Raw genomic sequence first — 22,480 nt, forward strand, 5'->3', positions numbered from 1 at the left:
GCTCTCACGAGTGGTATCTGGACGTCATGCAGGCGGACAGCATGTGGAAGGTGAGTTCGGGACAAGGAGTGACGGTCGCTGTTATTGACACTGGGGTAGCCCCTTCGGCCCCTGAGCTACAGGGACAACTCGTGCCCGGCGAAGACCTCAACGACGGGAGGGCCGGTGAGACCAGCGACCGCGACGGCCATGGCACGGAGATGGCGGCCTTGATCGCTGGAACAGGTGCCGATGGCGGAATCCAGGGACTCGCCCCTCGCGCCAAGATTCTTCCCTTGAGGTACAAGGAGGGTGTCCCCGTGCTGGAGACCGCACCCGGGGGAATCCGGTACGCGGTGGATCACGGTGCCCGCATCATCAACATGTCCTTCGGGAATGAACTGCCCACTGTGACCCCCGAGATGCGAGCGGCCGTTGACTATGCCAACCGCAAAGGCGTGTTGATGTTTGCCTCCTCGGGGAACGTAGGAGACAAGGACAATGCGATCACGCCCCCGGCGTCGATGGCAGGCGTCGTAGCCGTAGGTGCCGTGGACAAGAGCCTCACGGTTACCAAGTGGTCCAACCACGGGCCGGAACTCGCTCTCGCAGCGCCAGGGGATGACATTCCGATGCGGTGCGCCAATGGCGAAGGCTACTGCCCCAGTGGAGGCACCAGTCAGGCAACCGCCCTCGCTTCCGCCTCCGCTGCCCTCGTCTGGTCCGCCCACCCGGACTGGACCGGCAACCAGGTGCTGCGTGCCCTGATCGAGACGGCTGGCAAGCCGACGGCTGGCAAGGTGCCGAGCGAGTACGTCGGGTATGGATTGGTGCGTCCCCGGATGGTCCTCCTAGAGCACCAGGGTGAGCCTGGCCCGGCCAATGTCTACCCGCTACCGAACGGCCCGACTTCGGGGTCGCCCTCTCCGGCGCCCTCGAAGTCCGGACAGGCCCCGTCGGCGGCATCGCAGCACGGGGAAGCCGCAGCCGCTGGAACGAGTGGCAACACAACATTGTGGGCCCTGCTCGGCCTCGGCGTGGTGGTTGTCGTGGGTGGTGTGGCGACGTTCGTCGTGCGACGCAGGTCGGTCTAACTTGCCCCGGCTATAGACGCGTTGGGATTGTCGTGTCCACCTACTAGAGTGACGCGAGAGGCTATGGACGCGCGCACTTCCGCACGTGTGTCAGATCGGCGCGAGCTGCACATGGCGGCCCGCAAAGTCCGAAAAATCATGGGGGAGGCAATTAATGACCCAGCAGCAACTCAGCTACGCTGAGATTCACAGGCTTGAGAACGACATTCAGACCACCACCGAGTCGATGACGAGCCAGCTGCACAAGCTGGCCGATATGCTCGCTCAGCTTCAGGCGGACTGGAAGGGCCTTGGCGCCGACGCGTTCACCAAGGCGCAGCGGGACCTGAACGACGACCACAACGCATTGCGGAAGTCCCTTGAGGTCATCAACCAGGCTGTGCACGACACCAAGGTCGGCAGCCACAGCAATGACCAGCAGGTGTTGGACGACTTCAAGCACGTTGATGTGTCCGGGGACTTGAGGAGCGGCATCGCCGGTTACTAGGCAGCTCGGGTCTGGTGACCCGAGCTGCGACGAACGCCGAATCCACATCCCAACAACACTTCCACATCAGGGGGCGTGATGTCCGACATCGATCTCAAGGTTCACTACTCGTCGCTGCAGGAGGCTTCTGCCACCCTCAGGAACGCGGCGAAGGATCTGGCCGACCAGCTTGACAACCTGCGGCACAGGGTGGAGGCCGTGTCCCAGACCTGGGACGGCGAGGCCCAGCAGGCCTTTGTGCAGGCCGACACCGTGTGGCGGCAGCGGACCCAGCACATCCAGACGGTCTTGGGTGACGTCGCGGACCGCTTGGACCGCGCACACGCCAGCTACCACGCGACTGACAAGAAGGCGTCGAGCTACTTCCACGCCTGAGGTCGTCAGTACATACGTAGGGGGTGGGGCCGGTGAACGGCCTTACCCCCTAAGGCTTTTCCGTCGACACTCGCGACGCTAAGGGAGGTCAGGCTTTGTGCATCCGTGGCGCTTCGCAGACGCTGTTGCGAAGTCATGAAGCAGTGAGTCTTCGAAAGACGGATCCGGTTTGTTGACCAGGAAGCCGCCGGTTGCCTTTTGCGCCGCGGCAAGAGTGTAAGAGGCCTGGCTGAGATCGCCGGGGCACTGTGCACTACCCCAGGCCCATCCACCGGTGTTCCAACTGCCGGATGGCCGCCCCATCGTCGAGTAACCAGCACTGTCGCCCAAGTAGTGTGCGAACGGGCCGTACAGAGCTGTTAGCCGGTAGAGCGTGGAACCCGAGGAATCATTGAGGAAACAGTCTTCCACTGGCGTGTTCGGGTCGTTCGGTGCTTCGAAGACCGCTGTCATGCCCAGTCGCTGGGCCTGCGTGGCGTGGGAAACCGCGGCTTCGCAGGTTCCCTGAGCCTGGGCAACCGAACGAGGCGAATTCTGCGGTGCTGCAGCGATGTTGCTGACGGTGTCCCCCAACTTTGCAGTACATCCGAACGTTTTGGCCGCACGGGCGGCGATATCGGTTGTGGTCTGGGCAAACTGTGCACGCTTTCCCGGACTGTCGAACGGAGTGCCCGATGTGTTCCCCATTTCGACGCTCACCATAAGGCTTTGCGTAGCCTTGTTCGAGCAGCCGAGCAGCACCGCCGCCTGAGCCGGATCACCGAATACCACGGAGCCTTGCCATCCTTGGCCTACCGGAACTGCTTGAGCGGCTTGAGCGGCCACATTTTCATGATGCAGGTAAGCTGGTGCTTTCGTGGCCTCCGATCCCCAATGCACATTCACGTACATGCGCGGATTCCCGTCGGGCCCGTCCACTGCACAGGCCGCCAAGCGTCCTTGGCCGTCATCTGAATAGACGTGCAGGCCGTCTGTCGCTTGGATTCGGTCCACCGTCATTGTGGAGCGTAGCTCCGAATATGGCAGCACCCCGTGACAGGCGTTGCTCAGGGAGCGCCTGTCGGCCCACTGTCCGTATCCGCCACCTAGGTAGAACACACCGCCTGCGGCGATCAGGACGATGATTACCACCGCGCTGATCCAGGCCGGCTTTCGGTAAAGCCATGCGTTGCGTGGGCCCTTGGACGCCGAGAGCTCGGGGGATGCCTCTTCGTTGCTCATGTGTACGGCCTTACGTCGCTTACTTTGTCCTGCGGAGGTAGCCGAACGCCTGGTCCCTCGCTGTGTCGTGAGAGTCCAGGCCGGCGTGTTGTAGGGATTCGATCATGGTGTCGCTCGACTGCATTCCATGGGTCGTGCCCCACGCCGAGACGAGGCGGTCCACCTGTTGCTGACCGATGCTGTAGTTCTTGATGTTGGCGTCTCCGGCCTGACGGCTGGCTTCGCTTATCGCCTCCTTCGACCAGTCGTAGGTGGCCATGTCGGTTATCCGGTTGATCGGATCGAGGGAGGGCATCTTGAAGGGGTCCTTTCCTTCCCCGCCAGGAGTGTCCGGTACTTCAGGTGCGGTGAAGTCCACGACCTTTGGAAGGTAGGTGGTGAGAGCGCTGACGCTGGAGTTGATTCCATGGGCCGTATCGCGCGCCCATTGCTGTGCCGCGTCCCTCTTGTCCAGAACGACATCGGCTCGTACCGCGTCGTAGGCCCCGAACGCCGAGGCGGCGTTCTGGACCGGTACTTGCCAGTTGGAATTCCCCGGACCAGGGTCCTTGGGCATCTGTGCCAACGTCGCCGCCGAGTAGACCTTCTCCGCGTTGAAGAGATCGGTGTACGCGCTCGGATCGTCCGCGACTCCGCGCATCAGGTGGACGAGGCTGTAGTCCTTCACGGACATATGCACCCCATGGGCGTCGCTCCAGACGCCGTCATGGGTCTGGTAGGGCCCTACGCGTGACAACACGTTGTGGGTGTCGGCAACGTAGTTCGCGAGCACGTCAGCCACCGGCCGTCGCAGATTGGCGGTGAGTTTGTTGGCGTTGCCGTCCTTGTCCAAGATGGAGATCATGTCGTGCGTAACTCGCGCCTGGGCAACCGTGTGGTCATCGCCGATGTGTGCCTGTCCATCCGGCACGTGACCCGTGGCCGCCGCTTCGAGAGCCGCCCCGAAGCCGCTTCGGTTGTTCGGATCCTCCACGTAGGTGAGCTGTTGCAGGTTTGGGTTCCCCACGGGCCCGGTCCACTTCATACCGAGCTTCCAGTCACGGTCGTGCAGCAGGTACTGCAGGTGGTCGTTGCTCCCGTCCGCACCGGGATCGAGGAAGGCGGTTGCTGTTTTGGGGTCCTTGCTAATGATGCCGAGCAGCCCGTCAAGCGGGTCCTTGGCCCCCCACTTCGGGAGTGTGTTCAGCTGCGGATCCAGTGGCGTCGCCCATATGGTGTGGTCCTTTTTCTCGGCGGCGATGATGTCGTCACCGAGATCGGTGAGGAACGGCTGGGGGTACCCCTGGCCGTCCGCCATCAAGGACACCAGCGACTGGTACCCGAGGATGCTTTCCTTGTTGTGGCCGTCGACCGGCTTCGTTCCGCAGTGCTGCAACTGCCGACGAAAGTCCTTGAAGAACTTGCTGTTCGGATCCTGGGTGGCTGAGGCCAGCGAAGTGGCGAGATCCTGTGTTGAAGAATCCCTTCTTGTCGTTGGCGTCGGTGTGGTCGCCGTACGCGAGATCGTTCAGCCGGTTCGAGAGCAGGAGGGTCTTCTCGGCCCCGAGGGTCGACAGCAGGTTCTGACTGAAGTCCGTGTCGTGCGAGTTGGCGCGCATGAGCTTCTGGAAGTCCTGCATGTCATCGCTGGACAGCTTGCCGTCGGAGTCCAGTCTCAGGGCGAGCTGCGCGGCCTGGTGGGCCTCGTCGCGTTCCAGGTCGCTGTCGGCGTTGGCGTTGAATACGGCGCCGTTGAGGTTGAGTGGCTGGTAGTTGGAGGCGTCCCAGAGTGCGAGCTTGATGCCGTAGTCCGCGTCGTTGACGGCTTGGACGGCGTCAGCGACGCGGCGGGTCCACTGGCCTTCCACGTCGTGGAGGTCGGGGTCGTGCGCGATGGAGTTCTGCTCGTGCGCCGGCACCTTGCTGTAGTCGAACGAGGCGATGCCGTTGTCGTCCACCTTCATGCCTGCGTGCTCGGCGTCCGAGACGACCTTCTTGACGCTGCCCTGGAGTTCGCTGAGCTTGCTCTCCGCCTGGCGCAGCAGCGAGGCGACGGCCGTGGCCTCCTTCTTGCCGGCGTTGATGTCGGCGAGGGTCTTGATCGACATCGGGACGGACGCCTGCTGGCTGAGACCTGACCAACTGCCGTCGACACCGATGCTCTGTACCTTGTTCTTGTACGTGGTCGCCATGGTGTCGAACTTGCCTGCCATCTCGTCCCACTTCTTGGCGGCATCGGTGAGCTTCGACAGGTCAGCGCTGATGACCTGTTGGTACGTGGGCACGGTTCCCCCTAGTAGTCCGACAGCTTCGAGGTGGGGTCGGGGTTGAGGACCAACGGTGGGTACTGGGCCTGCGGCGACAGCGGTATCCGCGGTTGTATGGAGAACTGGCCGGAAGTGTCACCGTCGTTGCCCACGAACAGCGTGTTGGTGTTGCCCAGAGCCGTCTGCTCCCCCAGGAGGCGGTTGCGCAGGGCGGTCACCTGCTGACCCCACTCGGTCAGCGCGTCCTTGAGCCCTGTCCCGGTGTCCCACCCCTTCAACGTGTCGACGGCGTCGTGCGTGGAGTTGTCCGCCCAACTGCCGTCTGTCTTGAGGTCCTGTTCCAGGCCGTTCAGCGCCGAAACGGCGTCCTTCTTGCTCTGCGGACTTGACTTCAAGTCCCCCTTGTCGCCGGGCATCCCGGTCCCCCTCCTGGTGGCAGACGATCAATCGACGCTAGCAAACGGCGCTGACCATCGCACTGCCGCGATGATCAGCGCCGTGGCGGCTACTGCTCGGGTACGAAGCCCAGTTGGACCAGTGGTGTGCCGCGCTTGCGCGAGACGTAGAAGCCGCGGCCGGTCGGCATCGGGCGTGGGCGGACGTTGGCCAGGATCTCCCCTTCGCCCGGGTCGCCGGACAGGACGACGCCCTGAGCGCCGAGTTCCTTGAGGCGTTGCATGAACGGCTCGTACATCGAGCGGCTCGCGCCCGCGGAACTACGGGCGACGATGAAGCGGATGCCGACGTCCCGGGCGAACGGAAGGTTCTCCACCAGGACCGACATCGGGTTGCTCGGCCCGGTGGAGACGAGCTCGTAGTCGTCGATGATGACGAAGAACTGTGGCCCCTGCCACCAGCTGCGGTCGCGCAGCTGCTGGGGTGTGACGTCCGGTTTGGGGGCTCGCCGCTGCATCAAGGCGTTGAGCTCGTTCATGTGGAGTTCGAGCGAGGTCGCCATGGGGGCGTATTCGAGCAGGTGGCTTTCGGGAAGGGCGCCCAATAGCGAACGCCGATAGTCGCCCGCGACGATAAGTGCCTCTTGCGGCGTGTACCGCTCGGAGATTTGCTTGGCGATGAGCCGTAGCAGGGAGGTCTTTCCCGATTCGCTGTCTCCGAAGACCACGAACAGCGGGTCGGTTTCGAAGTCGACGAAGACCGGAGCGAGGTTGTTCTCGTCCAGGCCGATGGCGATGCCCTGCTCGGGGAACTCGAATCCCTTTGGCAGGTCGCCGGCCGGGAGTATGCGCGGCAGCAGCCGGACCTTCGGTGCGTGCGACCCCGGCCATGCGCCGTCGACGGCGCGGACCATGGCCGCTGTGGCGTCCGACAGGTCGTCCACGGTGCTGGATCCGTCGATCCGCGGTAGTGCACCCATGAAGTGCAGCTTCTCGGGAATCTGACCGCGACCGGCGACCCCCGCCGGAACATTCGCGGCGACCTTGCGGTCGAACTCCGAGTCCAGCGCGTCGCCAAGGCGGAGTTCGAGCCGGTTGAGCAGATGGTCCTTGAGCGCGGGCCGAACCTCCATATACCGGGAGGCGCTGATGACCACATGGATGCCGTATCCGAGGCCACGTTGGGCGATGTCCGTCACCACCGGCTCGTACATCTCGTAGTCCTGCTTGAAGGCGCCCCACCCGTCGACGACGAGGAAGACATCGCCCCAACTCTCCTCGGGGAGCTCTCTGGCAGCGCGACGGCGACGATACGTGGTGATCGAGTCGATGCCCTGGGAGCGGAAGAACTCCTCCCTGCGCCCCAGGATTCCGGCGACCTCGGCCACCGTACGGCGCACCTTCTCCGGGTCCAGGCGCGAAGCGGTGCCGCCGACATGTGGCAGGTCGGCGATGGAACTCATTCCACCACCACCGAAGTCCAGCCCGTAGAACTGCACTTCGTGCGAAGTGTGGGTGAGCGCGAAGGCACTGATGAGCGTGCGCAGCAACGTCGACTTGCCGGACTGCGGGCCACCGACGACCAGCATATGGCCGGCTGCCCCGGAGAAGTCCCGGTAGAGGGTGTCACGCCGCTGCTCGAACGGCTTGTCCACGACGCCGAGCGGAATGACCAGGCCCCCCGGGCGCGGGTAGTCCCGAGCCGTCAGCCCACGGCCTTCCACCGGTGCCAGCGAGGGAAGCAGTTCGTCAAGCGTGGGTGCCTTGTCCAGTGGTGGCAGCCAGACCTGATGGGCGGGCGCGCCTTGCCCTTCGAGCCGCTGCACTATCACGTCGAGAACGGTGTCGGTCAGCGAGGAGTCGTCCTCGTGCCGCGGTGCCAGGGAGGCACCGGGTTCGGGCATCGCGTAGGTCACGGGGACGGGCGCCGCCGTGAACAGCACCGGGCGCTTCTCCACCGGCAGGGATTCGGTACCGGAATAGGTGACGCCCGAACGGTAGGCGCCGGAGACGTAGGCCGCCTTGAAGCGCACCATCTCGTCCGTACCGAACTTCAGATATCCCGAACCCGGAAGCGACGGCAGGTGGTAGGCGTCCGGCACGCCCAGCGCCGCCCGGGATTCCGCCGCTGAGAACGTGCGCAGACCTATGCGGTACGACAGGTAGGTGTCAAGACCACGCAGCCGCCCCTCTTCCAGACGCTGGGAAGCGAGCAGCAGATGCACACCGAGCGAGCGGCCGATCCGGCCGATCTGGATGAACATGTCGATGAAGTCCGGCTTTGCGGTGAGGAGTTCGCTGAACTCGTCGATCACCAACACCAAGGACGCCAGCGGTTCCAGTGGAGCGCCCGCCGCCCGGGTCTTCTCGTAGTCGTGGATGTTCGCGTAGTTGCCCGCCGCGCGCAGCAACTCCTGACGGCGCTGGAGCTCACCGGTGATCGAGTCCCGCATGCGGTCGACCAGCGTCAGGTCGTCCGCCAGGTTCGTGATGACCGCGGCGACATGCGGCAGTTCGGACATCCCGGCGAACGTCGCGCCGCCCTTGAAGTCGGCGAGCACGAAGTTCAGCGTCTCGGAGGAGTGCGTGACGGCAAGGCCGAGTACCAGCGTGCGCAGGAGCTCCGACTTGCCGGAACCGGTGGCGCCGACGCACAGGCCGTGCGGGCCCATGCCCTCCTGCGCGGCCTCCTTGAGGTCGAGCATCACCGGCTGGCCGTCCTGGCCCACGCCGATCGGAACCCGCAGCCGCTCATGCTGCGAGCGCGGACGCCATGTCCGTGCGGCGTCCACCAAGGCGGCGTTGCCGAGCCCGAGCAGATCGGTGAACTCCAGGTTGGTGAGGAGGGGCTCCTCACCATCCCCGCTGCCCACCCGAAGCGGTGCGAGTTGCCGGGCCAGGGCCGTAGCCTCGGTGTCGGTGAGCGCGTCCGGTCGCCCCTCGTACACGATGCCGTCGGCTGTCTCGGTGCGCAGCTGACCGGGCTGCACGATCACCGACAAGGCACCGCTCGGCTCGTACAGATCACCGGCCACCACCTCGATGACGGTGACGCCCTGTAGTCCTTCTGGCGAGGCGATCACCGACTCGGGCGGCACCGTGGCGTTGTCCACGACGATCACCACATGCGGCTGGTCGAGGAGGAGTTCACCATTGCGGTGGAACCGCGGCCGACCTTCCAGGTGCTTGGAGAGCAGTTCCTCCAGCTCGCTCAGGTCATCGGAGAACAACCGCCGCGTCCCCGCCCCGTCCAGTGATCCCGGGAGCTGGGTGTGCGGGAGCCACTTCGTCCACTCCCATTCGGAGGCGGCGCCGCGGCCTGCCACCACCGCGATCACCAGGTCCTCCGGGGAGTGGAGTGCGGCGAGTTGGGCGAGCATCGCGCGGGCGTTGCCGTAGACCGACTCCGGGGTGCCGGAGACGGTCAGGTGGTAGAAGGAGCGCAGGCTGACCGCCATCGGCAGGCCGTCCAGTGCGCCGTGTGCGGACAGGAACTGGCGCATCGCCGCCGAGGTCAGCGGTTCCAGTTCGTCCACCGGTGCGGTCGTCGGGGCGACCAGCGGGCTGGCGAGCTGCTGGGGGCCCACACCGATGCGTACCTGGGCGAAGTCCTCGTCGTTGATGCGGCGTTCCCACACCCGCTTGCCCTCGGCGACCAGCGACCACAACTGGTCGGGGGAGGGGTGCAGATGGAACTGGGCCGCGCGCTGGGCCGCCGCCGTCCTGCGTACCTGCTTGCGCACCTGGGCCAGGTACTTGAAGTAGTCACGGCGGGCCTGCGACATCTGCCCGCTGGGGCCCTGGCGCATCCTGACGGCCTGCGCGATGGCCATCGCGCCTGTGGAGGCGACCATCAGGCCGCCCATGACCTTCATGAACGCCTGCTGCCCCGGCATGAAGAAGAAAGCGGCCGACGACGCCATTCCGAGCATCGGCAGCAGGGCCATCATCATGCCCTGGTCCTGGCCCCGAGGCAGCTCCGGAGGGGTCTCCAACCGCACTTCCTCGGTCGGGACCTCGGGCGGTACCGCCCTGGGCGGGCGCTTGACGACGACCACGCTCACCGATGCATCAATCCTCAATGCGGAGACGATAGTTCCGCACCGGCGCCCCCGTGGCGACGGCCTCCCTCCGCGCGACGGCCGATCCTACTGGGCATGCCAACTCACCGTCCCGATAGGGTGACCACCCGCAACCGCCGCACCGTACGCACGCTAGGGGGAACCGCGAGGTGAGCACGACCGCAGGGACCGGCTTCTGCCGGGTCACCGTCGTCGCACCCGATAGCCGCATCGATGTCGCCCTTCCGGAGGACATCGCGCTCGCCGACGTCTACCCCGAGATCCTGCGGCTGTCAGGCCAGTCGCAGCCGGACGGCGCGCCCACCGGCTGGCATCTCGTACGGCGCGACGGCACCGTCCTGGACGGCGCCCGCTCGCTCGCCGGGCAACGCGTCCTGGACGGAGAACTGCTCTCCCTGCGGCCGTTCGCCGCATCGCTGCCGCCCGCGGTCTACGACGACGTGGTGGACGCCGTCGCCTCCGCCGTCACCCGTGACCGGCGCCGCTGGAGCGACGACCTGATGCACGCGGCCGGGCTGGTCGGCGGCGTACTGCTGCTGGCCCTGATGGGCTTCGTCCTGTGGTTCGCCGACCCGGTCCGGCACGACATGCACAGCCTGCCCGGCATCATCGCGGGCGCGGCCGGGGTGCTGCTGACCGCGCTGTCGGCGGTGCGCGCCCGGGTCTACGACGACCGCGCCTCGGCCGTCGCGCTCGGCCTCGCCGCGCTGCCGCTGCTGCTGATCGCGGGATCCGGCATCATCGCCGCCGACCCAGGACACGGGCAGGGACGGCTGCAGTTCCTGCTCGGCTGTGTCACGGTGCTCGTGGCGTCAGCGCTGCTCATCGCGTTCACCCCGCAAGGTGATGCCCCGTTCGTGGCGGCCGCGTTCGTATCCGCCGTCGGCACGCTCGCCACCTTCACCGAGATCCTCACCGAGGCGTCCGCCACCAACACCGCCGCCGTGTGCGCGGTCGCGGCGATCGCGATCACCGCGTTCCTGCCCGCACTGTCCGCCCGCTTCGCCCGGCTGCCCATCGGCTACACCGCACCGCGCGGCGAGGGCTCCGAGACCCGGGACGAACCGGTCGACGAGGAGAAGATCGCCGCACGGGCCCGCCGCGGGCACGAGATGCTGCTCGGACTGGTCGGCGGCTGCTCCGCCGTGGTGGTGGGCTGCGCCGCGGTGCTCGGCTTCTCGCACTCCGCCTGGGCGCAGCTGCTCGCCCTGGCCACCGGAACAGCCACGCTGCTGCGCGCCCGGCTGTTCCGCTACACCGCGCAGGTGGCCTGCCTGCTGGTCGCCGGGATCGCGGCGATCTGCCTGCTGGTGCTCGGCCTGTCCCTCAACCCGCCGGTGAGCATGATCCGTGACCTGCTCACCGGCGACAGCGCCCAGGTCGACATCCGCACCATGTGGCTGGCCGCCAGCGTCGCAGCGGGCGCGGCCCTGCTCACCGCGATCGCCCTGATCGTCCCGAAGAAGGGCGTCTCCCCGTTCTGGGGTCGACTGCTCGACCTGGTGGAGGGCGCGGTCCTGCTCTCCCTCGTACCGCTGTGCCTGGCCGTGCTGAACGTCTACTCGGCGGCCCGCGGGATGACCTCCGGGTAGCGGCTGGTACTCTGGGTGACCGCTGCATGCTCACATGCGGCCAGTCCGCCGAGTCATCGAAGAGCCATCTGTGCAGAAGACCAGGGGCACTCGCGGGCAACGAACACTCAAGGAGCACGTGTGCCGCTCGACGCCGCCACAAAGAAGCAGATCATCGCCGATTTCGGTTCCTCGGAGAGCGACACCGGCTCCCCCGAGGTCCAGGTCGCGATGCTGACCCGTCGCATCTCGGACCTGACCGAGCACCTGAAGACCCACAAGCACGACCACCACTCCCGCCGTGGTCTGCTGCTGCTCGTCGGCCAGCGCCGTCGCCTGCTGCAGTACCTGGCGAAGAAGGACATCACGCGCTTCCGCGCCCTCGTCGAGCGCCTCGGCATCCGCCGCGGTGCGGCGGGCGCCAAGTAGGACGCCGTGAAGGGAGCGGTTCCCAGCCTGGGGGCCGCTCCCTTTGCCGTATGTGTGACTCCGCCGCGCATGTGGTCGGACCGCAAGCTTTGTAGGCTGGCTCCGGTACCACTTCACGACGACAAGTTCACACCGAAGACAACTTCACACGAGAGAAGCTTCGGATAGAGGCTTCAGAAGAAGGAGGAGCGCCCGCGCCAGCCGACCGCCGAGTCGGTGCCAGAGGCGCCGGTCCTCGGTAGTGGCCCCCGGGTGGCGCGCCTACGGCGACACCCCGGTGGCTTCGATCGAAGACCGGCCCGGCCGGGACCGTGGGTCGGCACGTGCGGCGCTCCACCGCAGAGGGTCCCCGGGCCGTGGCCAGGGGGCAGACACGAGGAGAATCCCCATAGTGGAGAACGAGACCCACTACGCCGAGGCCGTCATCGACAACGGTTCCTTCGGCACCCGTACCATCCGCTTCGAGACGGGCCGCCTCGCCCGCCAGGCCGCCGGCTCCGCCGTCGCGTACCTGGACGACGAGACCATGGTCCTGTCGGCCACCACCGCATCGAAGCACCCCAAGGACCAGCTCGACTTCTTCCCGCTGACGGTGGACGTCGAGGAGCGGATGTACGCGGCCGGGCGGATCCCCGGCTCGTTCTTCCGCCGTGAGGGCCGCCCCTCCGAGGACGCCATCCTCACCTGCCGGCTGATCGACCGCCCGCTGCGCCCGTCCTTCCAGAAGGGCCTGCGCAACGAGATCCAGGTCGTCGCCACGATCATGGCGCTCAACCCGGACCACCTGTACGACGTGGTCGCGATCAACGCCGCGTCCGCCTCGACGCAGCTCGCCGGGCTGCCCTTCTCCGGTCCGATCGGCGGCGTGCGCGTCGCGCTGATCGGCGGCCAGTGGGTGGGCTTCCCGACCCACAGCGAGCTCGAGGAGGCCGTCTTCGACATGGTCGTCGCGGGCCGCACCCTCGAGGACGGCGACGTCGCGATCATGATGGTCGAGGCTGAGGCCACCGACAAGACCATCAAGCTGGTCGAGGGCGGCGCCGAGGCGCCGACCGAGGAGGTCGTGGCCGCCGGTCTCGAGGCCGCCAAGCCGTTCATCAAGGCGCTGTGCAAGGCCCAGTCGGACCTCGCCGCCAAGGCCGCCAAGCCCACCGCCGAGTTCCCGATCTACCTCGACTACCAGGACGACGTCCTGGAGGCGCTGACCGAGGCGGTCCGGGACGAGCTGGCCCAGGCGCTGACCATCGCCGGCAAGCAGGCCCGCGAGGCCGAGCTGGACCGGGTCAAGGCGTTGGCCGCCGAGAAGCTGCTGCCGCAGTTCGAGGGGCGCGAGAAGGAGATCTCCGCCGCCTACCGCGCGCTGACCAAGAAGCTGGTCCGCGAGCGCGTCATCAAGGACAAGATCCGCATCGACGGCCGCGGTGTCACCGACATCCGCACCCTGTCCGCCGAGGTCGAGGTCGTGCCCCGGGTGCACGGTTCGGCGCTGTTCGAGCGCGGCGAGACCCAGATCCTGGGCATCTCGACGCTGAACATGCTCCGCATGGAGCAGCAGCTGGACACGCTGGCGCCCGAGACGCGCAAGCGCTACATGCACAACTACAACTTCCCGCCGTACTCCACCGGTGAGACCGGCCGCGTCGGCTCGCCGAAGCGCCGCGAGATCGGCCACGGCGCGCTCGCCGAGCGGGCGCTGCTCCCGGTGCTGCCGACCCGCGAGGAGTTCCCGTACGCCATCCGCCAGGTCTCCGAGGCGCTGGGCTCCAACGGCTCGACCTCGATGGGCTCGGTCTGCGCGTCGACCATGTCGCTGCTCAACGCCGGTGTGCCGCTGAAGGCCCCGGTCGCGGGTATCGCCATGGGTCTGATCTCGCAGGAGATCGACGGTGAGACGCACTACGTGACGCTGACCGACATCCTCGGCGCCGAGGACGCGTTCGGTGACATGGACTTCAAGGTCGCCGGCACCAAGACCTTCGTCACCGCGCTCCAGCTCGACACCAAGCTCGACGGCATCCCCGCCTCGGTGCTGGCCGCCGCGCTGAAGCAGGCCCGGGACGCGCGACTGCACATCCTGGACGTGATGAGCGAGGCCATCGACGTTCCGGACGAGATGTCACCGAACGCGCCGCGGATCATCAGCATCAAGATCCCGGTCGACAAGATCGGTGAGGTCATCGGCCCCAAGGGCAAGATGATCAACCAGATCCAGGAGGACACCGGCGCCGAGATCGCGATCGAGGACGACGGTACGGTGCTGATCGGCGCCTCCGAGGGCTCGGCCGCCGAGGCCGCCCGCGCCACCATCAACGGCATCGCCAACCCGACGATGCCCGAGGTCGGCGAGCGCTACCTGGGCACGGTCGTCAAGACCACCACGTTCGGCGCGTTCGTCTCGCTGATGCCGGGCAAGGACGGTCTGCTGCACATCTCGCAGATCCGCAAGCTCGCCGGTGGCAAGCGGGTGGAGAACGTGGACGACGTGCTCGGAGTCGGCGCCAAGGTCCAGGTCGAGATCGCCGAGATCGACCAGCGCGGCAAGCTGTCGCTGATCCCGGTCATCGAGGGCGAGGACGGCGAGGACGAGGCGGCGAAGGACGAGTCCGCCAAGTGACGTCGGCTACGCACCGTGGGACGGCCCGCACCTCTTCCGAGGGGCGGGCCGTCCCCCGTACCACCACCCGTACCACCACCCGTACCGTGCTCAAGGGCGACGACGGCGGCGGAACGGTCCGCAGAACGGTTCTTCCAGGCGGTCTGCGGATCGTCACCGAGACCCTGCCGACGGTCCGCTCGGCGACGTTCGGGATATGGGTCGGCGTCGGCTCGCGCGATGAGACACCCAAGCTCAACGGCGCCACGCACTACCTGGAGCACCTGCTCTTCAAGGGCACCGAGCGGCGCACCGCACTGGACATCTCCGCGGCGATCGACGCGGTCGGCGGCGAGATGAACGCCTTCACCGCCAAGGAGTACACGTGCTACTACGCCCGCGTACTCGACACCGACCTGCCGCTGGCCATCGACGTCATCTGCGACATGCTCACCGGCTCGCTGATCACCGCCGAGGACGTCGACGCCGAACGCGGAGTGGTCCTCGAAGAGATCGCGATGACCGAGGACGATCCGGGCGACCTGGTCCATGACCTGTTCACCACGGCGGTCCTCGGCGACTCGCCGCTCGGCCGGCCGGTACTCGGCACGGTCGACACCGTCAACGCGCTGACCAGGGACCAGATCGCCCGGTTCTACAACAAGCACTACGGCGCGCGGAACCTGGTCGTCGCCGCGGCGGGCAACATCGACCACGCCAAGGTGGTTCGCCAGGTGCGCCGCGCCTTCGAGCGGGCGGGCGCGCTCGGCGACCCCGAGGTGCTCCCCGCGGCGCCGCGCTCCGGATCCCGTACGGTCCGCAGCGCCGGACGCCTGGAGCTGCTTGACCACCGCACCGAGCAGGCCCATGTCATCCTCGGCATGCCCGGTCTGTCCCGCACCGACGAGCGCCGCTGGGCACTCGGCGTACTCAACACCGCGCTCGGCGGCGGTATGAGCTCCCGGCTCTTCCAGGAGGTACGCGAGAAGCGCGGGTTGGCCTACTCGGTCTACTCGTACACCTCCTCGTTCGCCGACTGCGGTCTGTTCGGGGTGTACGCGGGATGCGCGCCGAACAAGACCGGTGAGGTCCTCAAGATCTGCCGCGACGAGCTGCAGGACATCGTCGAGCACGGGCTGTCCGACGAGGAACTGCGGCGGGCCGCCGGGCAGATGTCCGGCTCCACCGTGCTGGGGCTGGAGGACACCGGTGCCCTGATGAACCGCATCGGCAAGAGCGAGCTGTGCTGGGGCGAGCAGATGTCGGTGGGCGAGATGCTGGCCAAGATCGCGGCGGTCACCCCGGACGACGTCCGGGCGGTGGCGCGTGATGTGCTGGACGCCCGCCCGTCGCTGGCCGCGATCGGCCCGCTGGGCAAGCAGGCGGCCCGGCTCCAGGAAGCCGTGGCCGGGGCCTGAGTCCTTACCGAACCGAAGGAATCGCGAGAGATGAGCAGCAAGCTGCGGGTAGCCGTCATCGGAGCAGGCGGCCGCATCGGTTCCGAGGCCGTACGCGCCGTCGAAGCCGCCGACGACATGGAACTGGTGGCCGCCCTCGGTCGGGGCGACTCGCTGGACGTCCTGACCGCGGCGGGCGCCGAGGTCGCCGTGGAACTGACCCATCCGGACTCGGTGATGGGCAATCTGGAGTTCTGCGTACGCAACGGGATCCATGCGGTGGTCGGCACCACCGGATGGACCGAGGAGCGTCTCAGCACGCTGCGGGGCTGGCTGGCCGAGTCGCCCTCCACCGGAGTGCTGATCGCCCCGAACTTCTCCATCGGCGCGGTGCTCGGCATGAAGTTCGCGCAGCTGGCCGCCCGGTTCTTCGAATCCGTCGAGGTGGTGGAGCTGCACCACAGGGGCAAGGCTGACGCGCCCTCTGGTACGGCGACGCGCACCGCTCAACTCATCGCCGCGGCGCGGGAGAAGGCGGGGCTCGCACCGCAGCAGGATCCGACCACGCACGGCCTTGAGGGCGCCCGGGGCGCCGACGTGGACGGTGTGCCGGTGCACGCGGTGCGGCTGCGCGGACTCCTGGCCCACCAGGAGGTGCTGTTCGGCGACACCGGCGAGACGCTCACCATCCGGCATGACTCGCTGCACCACAGCTGCTTCATGCCGGGCATCCTGCTGGCCGCCCGCCGGGTGGGCGAGCAGCCGGGCCTGACCTTCGGGCTCGAGCACTTCCTGGATCTGGACTGACGGCCGTGCGTGCCAAGATCACGTATTTCGTCCTGGCCGCCGTCCTGGTCGTCTACTTCGTCCTGGCCGGCGACCGGGGCGTGCTGCTCATCGAGCAGGGCACACCGGTCACCGTCGTCTTCGGCGTGGCCGTGCTGATCATTCCGCTGATCGGTGCCTGGTTCCTGTGGCACACCACCCGCTTCGCGCACCGGGCGGACCAACTCGCCAAGGAACTGGACGCCGAAGGCGGCCTGCCGGTCGACGAGTTGGTCCGTACCCCGGGCGGCCGGATCGACCGTGCCTCCGCGGACGCGGTATTCACCAGGCGCAAGGCCGAGGCGGAGGCATCGCCGGACGACTGGCGCTGCTGGTTCCGTCTGGCGATCGCCTACCACGACGCCCGGGACACCCCGCGCGCCCGTAAGGCGATGCAACGCGCGATCTCATTGCACGACGGCAAGGCGGTACGGGCATAGGGCGCGTCCGGCGCCAGGACTTGACCCTGGCGGCTCTGCCGTTTGTCCTCAAGCGTCGGACGGGCTGAAATCAGCCCGTCCGACGCTTGAGGACACCGTGCGTACCGCGCGTTCAGGGGATGCGGGGCGTGGTCCCTGCAGGAAACGGTCACAGGGCGGGTCCGGGGCTCAACCCATCGGACATGCCCTAGCCGCGCCGCCGCGCCGCCCAGCCCTCGACCGCGTCCGCGGCCAGATCGAATGCCTCGGGCCGACCGAGGAAGTCCGCGTTGTGATCGGTGAGCAGCGTGCGCGGTTCGGCGCCGTCCGCACCGTGCAGCACCAGCGCCTGGCCCTGCACGGTGCGCGGCAGGGCGAGCCACTTCACCGGCTGCTGCGCGGTACGTATCGCGCCGACGCGGCCCCACGGCAGCGTGGTGGTCCGCACCAGGCCCACCTGCCGCAGGCCCCGGCGGCTCAGCCAGACGCCCATCCGCAGCGACCGCAGCGCCCCGGCGATCACCAGCACCGCCACGCCGACGCTCACCCCGGCTCCCGACAGGCTTCCGGCCGCCGCCACGATCACCCCGGCGAACAGCAGATACGAGGCGAGCACCAGCAGCAGCGAGGCGATCGCCACCCGCCAGGGCCCCGGTCGGTACGGGCGCCACCAGCGAGCCTCGGCACCGTGCCCTGAGGCGTGGTACGGCGCGGCGGCACCGGCGTCCGCGGACTCGTCTTGGCCGCCTTCGGCGGTGAGGAAGGACAGGGGCACGGCGTCGACGTCCCTTCCGTCAGCAGGCAGATGCTGCCTTCACCGGTATGTGCGATGACCCGGTGGTGGCCTGTGACGGGTGAGGCTATCAGCGACGCGTGGTGGTGCTCCGGGGGCAGCACCGGGGACGGTCAGCGGTGCGGGGCGCTGTCGGCCTGTCGCTGGCCCGTGGTGCCCGGCTGGTGCGCGTCGAGGGCGGGCATCCCGAGGACGACGGCGCCGACCAACGAGGCGACGACGGTGAGCGTCGCGAGTATGCGCCCGGCGAGCTGGACGCGGGTGGCACGTTCTCGTGGGGGAGGGGGCACATTGCTACGGAAGCGGTCCGCCTCGGCGACGAAGGCGAACGGAACCGGCTCTCCCCGGCGGAACACAGGGCACCCTCCCGAGTCGTGGGCAGTCCCGGACCGCTTTGATTCGCGCACCGGTCCGGACTGCTTCGGCTTGTGCACTGGGAAACGTACAAGCCCGCCCGGAAGTGCCCGATTCCCCCGGATTCTCCGGGGATTTTTCGACGTAAGCTTGGCGCCGCCCCTGGGCGTCCCCAGGTGACAACCGCAGCAGGAAGGACCACCGGTGACCGACACCTCCACTGAGACCGCTGTGCGGTTCCGCAGCGACATGACCGTGGAACTGGTCAAGCACAACGCGGCGGACTCGGACGTGCTGTGGGCGGCGCGTGTGTCCACCGCCGGGGAGCAGTCCATCGACGAGCTCACCAAGGACCCCGAACGGTCCAAGGGGCTCATCAACTACCTGATGCGGGATCGGCACGGCAGCCCGTTCGAGCACAACTCGATGACCTTCCTGATCAGCGCGCCGATCTTCGTCTTCCGGGAGTTCATGCGGCACCGGGTCGGCTGGTCGTACAACGAGGAGTCCGGCCGCTACCGCGAGCTTCAGCCGGTCTTCTACGTGCCCGGCGAGGACCGCAAGCTGGTGCAGGAGGGCCGCCCCGGCAAGTACGTCTTCGTCGAGGGCACCCAGGCGCAGCACGAACTCACCGACCGCGTCATGCAGGAGTCCTACCGCCAGGCGTACAGCGCCTACCAGGAGATGCTGGCGGCCGGAGTCGCCCGTGAGGTGGCCCGCTCGGTGCTGCCCGTAGGTCTGTACTCCTCGATGTACGCCACCTGCAACGCCCGTTCACTGATGCACTTCATCGGCCTGCGCACCCAGCACGAGCTGGCCACGGTGCCGTCGTTCCCGCAGCGGGAGATCGAGATGGTGGGCGAGCGGATGGAGGCGGAGTGGGCCAAGCTCATGCCGCTGACCTACGCGGCCTTCAACGCCAACGGCCGTATCGCTCCCTAGCCGCGGACGCCGGGTGAGCGCTGCCGGGGGCGCAGGTCGAGTGCTGTCACGGGTGTCGCTGAGCGCCAACGCCGTCGAGCCAACGTCCCAAGTGTCCGGATTGCGGGTATTGGTGAAGTTCATCTAGGCTGCAGAAACGGATTCCGGTGCTGCTTGGACCCCCGAGCAGGCAGCGCCGGAATCCTCTGAGCAGCCCCCGGGAGGCCCACGAAGGTCCCCGAGGGGACACCCCCGTACTCGCTACGAGTAGCGTTGGACCCATGGCTCCGACCTCCACACCGCAGACCCCCTTCGGGCGGGTCCTGACCGCAATGGTCACGCCGTTCACCGCGGACGGCGCTCTCGACGTCGACGGCGCACAGCGCCTCGCCGCACATCTGGTGGACGCCGGTAATGACGGCCTGGTCGTCAATGGCACCACCGGCGAGTCTCCGACCACCAGCGATGCGGAGAAAGAGCAGCTCGTACGGGCGGTACGGGAAGCGGTCGGCGACCGCGCCTTCGTCGTCGCCGGTGTCGGCACCAACGACACCCGCCACAGCGTCGAGCTCGCCCGCCAGGCCGAACGGGCCGGAGCGCACGGCCTGCTCACCGTGACGCCGTACTACAGCAAGCCCACCCAAGAAGGCCTGTACCGGCACTTCACCGCCATCGCCGACAGTACCGGCCTTCCGGTGATGCTCTACGACATCCCGGGCCGCAGCGGCGTCCCGATCCAGACCGAGACCATCGTCCGGCTCGCCGAGCACCCCCGCATCGTCGCCAACAAGGACGCCAAGGGCGACCTCGGGCGGGCCAGCTGGGCCATCGCCCGAAGCGGCCTGGCGTGGTACTCCGGCGACGACATGCTCAACCTGCCGCTGCTGTCCGTGGGCGCGGTCGGCTTCGTCTCGGTCGTCAGCCACCTGGTCTCGCCCGAACTGCGCGCCCTGTTGGAGGCCTACCTCGCGGGTGACGTGGCCAAGGCCCTGGAGATCCACCAGCGACTGCTGCCGGTCTACACCGGCATGTTCCGTACCCAGGGCGTCATCACCGTCAAGGCCGCCCTCGGCCTGAAGGGCCTGCCCGGCGGCTCGCTGCGGCTGCCCCTGGTGGAACTGTCCGAGGACGAGACCGAGCAGTTGACGAGGGATCTCGCCGCAGGCGGGGTACAGCTTTAACTAAAGGCTTCATAACTGAATACCGGACCAGAAACACAGCACGACGCACTCGCGCCACGAACCCGCGTAGGGCACGTGGCGCGAGTGGTAAGGAGATACTTTTGAGCCATCCGCACCCTGATCTCGCGGCGCCGCCTGCCCTCCCCGAGGGCGGACTGCGCATCACCCCACTCGGCGGCCTCGGTGAGATCGGCCGCAACATGACGGTCTTCGAATACGGTGGCCGGCTGCTGATCGTCGACTGCGGGGTGCTCTTCCCCGAGGAGGAGCAGCCCGGAATCGACCTGATCCTGCCGGACTTCACCACGATCCGGGACCGCCTCGACGATGTCGTGGGCATCGTCCTCACCCACGGGCACGAGGACCACATCGGCGGCGTGCCGTTCCTGCTGCGCGAGAAGCCCGACATCCCGCTCATCGGCTCCAAGCTGACGCTGGCCCTCATCGAGGCCAAGCTCCAGGAGCACCGCATCCGGCCGTACACGCTGGAGGTCGAGGAAGGCCGCCGCGAGCGCATCGGCCCGTTCGACTGCGAATTCGTCGCCGTCAACCACTCGATCCCGGACGCCCTGGCGGTCGCCATCCGCACCCCGGCGGGCATGGTCGTGCACACCGGCGACTTCAAGATGGACCAGCTGCCGCTCGATGGCCGCCTCACCGACCTGCCGGCCTTCGCCCGGCTCGGCGAGGAGGGTATCGACCTGCTGCTGTCGGACTCCACCAATGCGGAGGTCCCGGGCTTCATCCCGCACGAGCGGGACATCACGCCGGTACTGCGCCAGGTCTTCGCCAAGGCCGAGCGCCGCATCATCGTGGCGAGCTTCGCCAGCCATGTGCACCGGATCCAGCAGGTCCTCGACGCGGCATACGAGTACGGGCGCCGGGTGGCGTTCGTGGGCCGCTCGATGGTGCGCAACATGGGTATCGCGCGTGACCTCGGGTATCTGCGGGTGCCGGGCGGCCTGGTGGTGGACGTCAAGACACTGGACGACCTGCCGGACGAAGAGATCGTGCTGATCTGCACCGGTTCCCAGGGCGAGCCGATGGCGGCACTCTCCCGGATGGCCAACCGCGAACACCAGATCCGGATCGTCGAGGGCGACACGGTGGTGCTCGCATCCTCGCTGATCCCCGGTAACGAGACGTCCGTGTACCGCGTCATCAACGGATTGACGCGCTGGGGCGCCAATGTCGTCCACAAGGGCAATGCCCGGGTGCACGTTTCCGGCCATGCGTCGGCCGGTGAGCTCCTGTACTTCTACAACATCTGCAAGCCGCGCAATCTGATGCCGGTCCACGGTGAATGGCGCCACCTACGCGCCAACGCGGATCTCGGTATCGCGACCGGTGTTCCGCGTGAGCGCACGGTGATCGCCGAGGACGGCGTGGTCGTGGACATGGTCGACGGCATCGCCAAGATCGTTGGAAAGGTCCAGGCGGGATACGTCTACGTCGACGGTCTGTCGGTCGGCGATGTCACCGAGACCTCGCTCAAGGACCGCCGCATTCTCGGGGACGAGGGCATCGTCTCCATTTTCGTCGTGGTGGACAGCACGACGGGGAAGGTCGTTGGCGGCCCGGACATCCAGGCGCGCGGCTCGGGTATCGAAGACGCCGCGTTCACCCCGGTGTCGGCGAAGATCGAGGAATCGCTGCTCAGGTCCGCTGAGGACGGCGTCCTTGAGCCGCACCAGGTGCAGCAGCTCATCCGACGGATCGTTGGCAAGTGGGTCTCGGACACCTACCGCCGTCGCCCGATGATCCTGCCTATGGTTGTAGAGGTCTGACGGATCGTCATCGAGCGGGGCGCCCGGATTTGCATCGGGGCGCCCCGCTCTAGTACGTTGTCGTCTCCGCCTCGCCGAGTGCCGCGGACACATGTGTGTCCAGTGAGTGCCCGGACCGGGCGGGAAATCCGGCGGAAAGCTTCTGCTAAAGTCGGAGAGCGCGAAAGCCGAAAGGCCGGAACGCAAAGCAGGAATCCCGCCAGTGGGAATCGGGTCGGAAAAGATCTGATAAGCTGGAGAAACCGAAGGGAAAGCCCGGAGGGGCCGGTGAAACGGTCTCGAAGGAAGCTTCCGTTCCTTGAGAACTCAACAGCGTGCCAAAAGTCAACGC

19 protein-coding genes are annotated in these 22,480 nt (G+C 67.3%); 12 read left to right on the plus strand and 7 right to left on the minus strand.

All coding sequences use genetic code 11. The features are described 5' to 3' along the window. Nucleotides 1-41: 41 nt before the first annotated feature. The 3 genes from P2L57_RS35050 to P2L57_RS35060 all read left to right on the plus strand — a co-directional run bounded on the left by P2L57_RS35050 (nt 42) and on the right by P2L57_RS35060 (nt 1,935). On the plus strand, nt 42-1,073 hold the full coding sequence (locus P2L57_RS35050; RefSeq protein WP_275821717.1) for a S8 family serine peptidase: 1,032 nt from the start codon (nt 42-44) through the stop codon (nt 1,071-1,073). A 154-nt stretch (nt 1,074-1,227) separates the two neighbouring features. After that, nucleotides 1,228-1,560, plus strand: coding sequence for a WXG100 family type VII secretion target (locus P2L57_RS35055; protein WP_275821691.1), 333 nt, complete (start codon nt 1,228-1,230; stop codon nt 1,558-1,560). Between the two features lie 78 nt (nt 1,561-1,638). Next, nucleotides 1,639-1,935 carry a WXG100 family type VII secretion target gene (locus P2L57_RS35060; RefSeq protein ID WP_275821693.1) on the plus strand — a complete coding sequence of 99 codons (297 nt, stop codon included), beginning with the start codon at nt 1,639-1,641 and terminating at the stop codon, nt 1,933-1,935. A gap of 78 nt (nt 1,936-2,013) precedes the next feature. Here the strand turns inward: P2L57_RS35060 and P2L57_RS35065 are convergent, their stop codons facing one another. The 5 genes from P2L57_RS35065 to eccCa all read right to left on the minus strand — a co-directional run bounded on the left by P2L57_RS35065 (nt 2,014) and on the right by eccCa (nt 9,861). Next, complete coding sequence (locus tag P2L57_RS35065) at nt 2,014-3,156, minus strand: hypothetical protein (RefSeq protein ID WP_275821695.1); 1,143 nt, start codon at nt 3,154-3,156, stop codon at nt 2,014-2,016. A 19-nt stretch (nt 3,157-3,175) separates the two neighbouring features. Continuing rightward, nucleotides 3,176-4,453, minus strand: a complete 1,278-nt coding sequence (locus P2L57_RS35070) for a DUF6571 family protein (RefSeq protein ID WP_275821697.1) — start codon at nt 4,451-4,453, stop codon at nt 3,176-3,178. Continuing rightward, nucleotides 4,404-5,420 carry a hypothetical protein gene (locus P2L57_RS35075; protein ID WP_275821699.1) on the minus strand — a complete coding sequence of 339 codons (1,017 nt, stop codon included), beginning with the start codon at nt 5,418-5,420 and terminating at the stop codon, nt 4,404-4,406. Before P2L57_RS35075 ends, P2L57_RS35070 begins: the two co-directional genes overlap by 50 nt. An 8-nt stretch (nt 5,421-5,428) precedes the next feature. Then, nucleotides 5,429-5,818 (minus strand): hypothetical protein, encoded by a 390-nt coding sequence (locus P2L57_RS35080; RefSeq protein ID WP_275821701.1) that lies wholly within the window; start codon nt 5,816-5,818, stop codon nt 5,429-5,431. A gap of 89 nt (nt 5,819-5,907) precedes the next feature. Then, nucleotides 5,908-9,861, minus strand: coding sequence for a type VII secretion protein EccCa (eccCa, locus tag P2L57_RS35085; protein WP_275821718.1), 3,954 nt, complete (start codon nt 9,859-9,861; stop codon nt 5,908-5,910). Between the two features lie 167 nt (nt 9,862-10,028). On the opposite strand from eccCa, the gene eccD reads away from it, so the two are divergent. The 6 genes from eccD (at nt 10,029) to P2L57_RS35115 (ending at nt 17,134) form a co-directional block, all read left to right on the plus strand. Continuing rightward, nucleotides 10,029-11,471: a type VII secretion integral membrane protein EccD gene (gene eccD / locus P2L57_RS35090; protein WP_275821703.1), complete on the plus strand. Its 1,443-nt coding sequence runs from the start codon at nt 10,029-10,031 to the stop codon at nt 11,469-11,471. A 120-nt stretch (nt 11,472-11,591) separates the two neighbouring features. Beyond that, nucleotides 11,592-11,879 (plus strand): 30S ribosomal protein S15, encoded by a 288-nt coding sequence (rpsO, locus tag P2L57_RS35095; RefSeq protein ID WP_275821705.1) that lies wholly within the window; start codon nt 11,592-11,594, stop codon nt 11,877-11,879. 391 nt (nt 11,880-12,270) lie between these two features. Then, nucleotides 12,271-14,493 carry a polyribonucleotide nucleotidyltransferase gene (locus tag P2L57_RS35100; protein ID WP_275821707.1) on the plus strand — a complete coding sequence of 741 codons (2,223 nt, stop codon included), beginning with the start codon at nt 12,271-12,273 and terminating at the stop codon, nt 14,491-14,493. After that, complete coding sequence (locus P2L57_RS35105; protein ID WP_275821708.1) at nt 14,490-15,890, plus strand: M16 family metallopeptidase; 1,401 nt, start codon at nt 14,490-14,492, stop codon at nt 15,888-15,890. The genes P2L57_RS35100 and P2L57_RS35105 overlap by 4 nt, the downstream gene beginning before the upstream one ends. A 30-nt stretch (nt 15,891-15,920) precedes the next feature. After that, nucleotides 15,921-16,676, plus strand: coding sequence for a 4-hydroxy-tetrahydrodipicolinate reductase (gene dapB / locus P2L57_RS35110; RefSeq protein WP_275821709.1), 756 nt, complete (start codon nt 15,921-15,923; stop codon nt 16,674-16,676). 5 nt (nt 16,677-16,681) lie between these two features. After that, entirely contained in the window at nt 16,682-17,134 is a 453-nt protein-coding gene (locus P2L57_RS35115) for a hypothetical protein (RefSeq protein WP_275821710.1), read from the plus strand. Between the two features lie 187 nt (nt 17,135-17,321). Here the strand turns inward: P2L57_RS35115 and P2L57_RS35120 are convergent, their stop codons facing one another. Together P2L57_RS35120 and P2L57_RS35125 are read right to left on the minus strand one after the other, a co-directional pair. After that, on the minus strand, nt 17,322-17,888 hold the full coding sequence (locus P2L57_RS35120; protein ID WP_275821711.1) for an SCO5741 family PH domain-containing membrane protein: 567 nt from the start codon (nt 17,886-17,888) through the stop codon (nt 17,322-17,324). Nucleotides 17,889-18,019: 131 nt separating this feature from the next. Then, the gene (locus P2L57_RS35125; RefSeq protein WP_275821712.1) at nt 18,020-18,262 is read right to left on the minus strand and encodes a hypothetical protein; all 243 of its coding nucleotides are present in this window, start codon (nt 18,260-18,262) and stop codon (nt 18,020-18,022) included. A 247-nt stretch (nt 18,263-18,509) separates the two neighbouring features. Here P2L57_RS35125 and thyX point away from each other — a divergent pair, with 247 nt between their 5' ends. The 3 genes from thyX (at nt 18,510) to P2L57_RS35140 (ending at nt 22,149) form a co-directional block, all read left to right on the plus strand. Next, on the plus strand, nt 18,510-19,202 hold the full coding sequence (gene thyX / locus P2L57_RS35130; RefSeq protein ID WP_303657041.1) for an FAD-dependent thymidylate synthase: 693 nt from the start codon (nt 18,510-18,512) through the stop codon (nt 19,200-19,202). 260 nt (nt 19,203-19,462) lie between these two features. Continuing rightward, the gene (gene dapA, locus P2L57_RS35135; protein WP_275821714.1) at nt 19,463-20,362 is read left to right on the plus strand and encodes a 4-hydroxy-tetrahydrodipicolinate synthase; all 900 of its coding nucleotides are present in this window, start codon (nt 19,463-19,465) and stop codon (nt 20,360-20,362) included. 101 nt (nt 20,363-20,463) lie between these two features. Continuing rightward, entirely contained in the window at nt 20,464-22,149 is a 1,686-nt protein-coding gene (locus tag P2L57_RS35140; RefSeq protein WP_275821715.1) for a ribonuclease J, read from the plus strand. Nucleotides 22,150-22,480 lie beyond the last annotated feature (331 nt).

Origin of the sequence: Streptantibioticus ferralitis (assembly GCF_029223525.1) — a bacterium.
Lineage (GTDB): Bacteria > Actinomycetota > Actinomycetes > Streptomycetales > Streptomycetaceae > Streptantibioticus_A > Streptantibioticus_A ferralitis.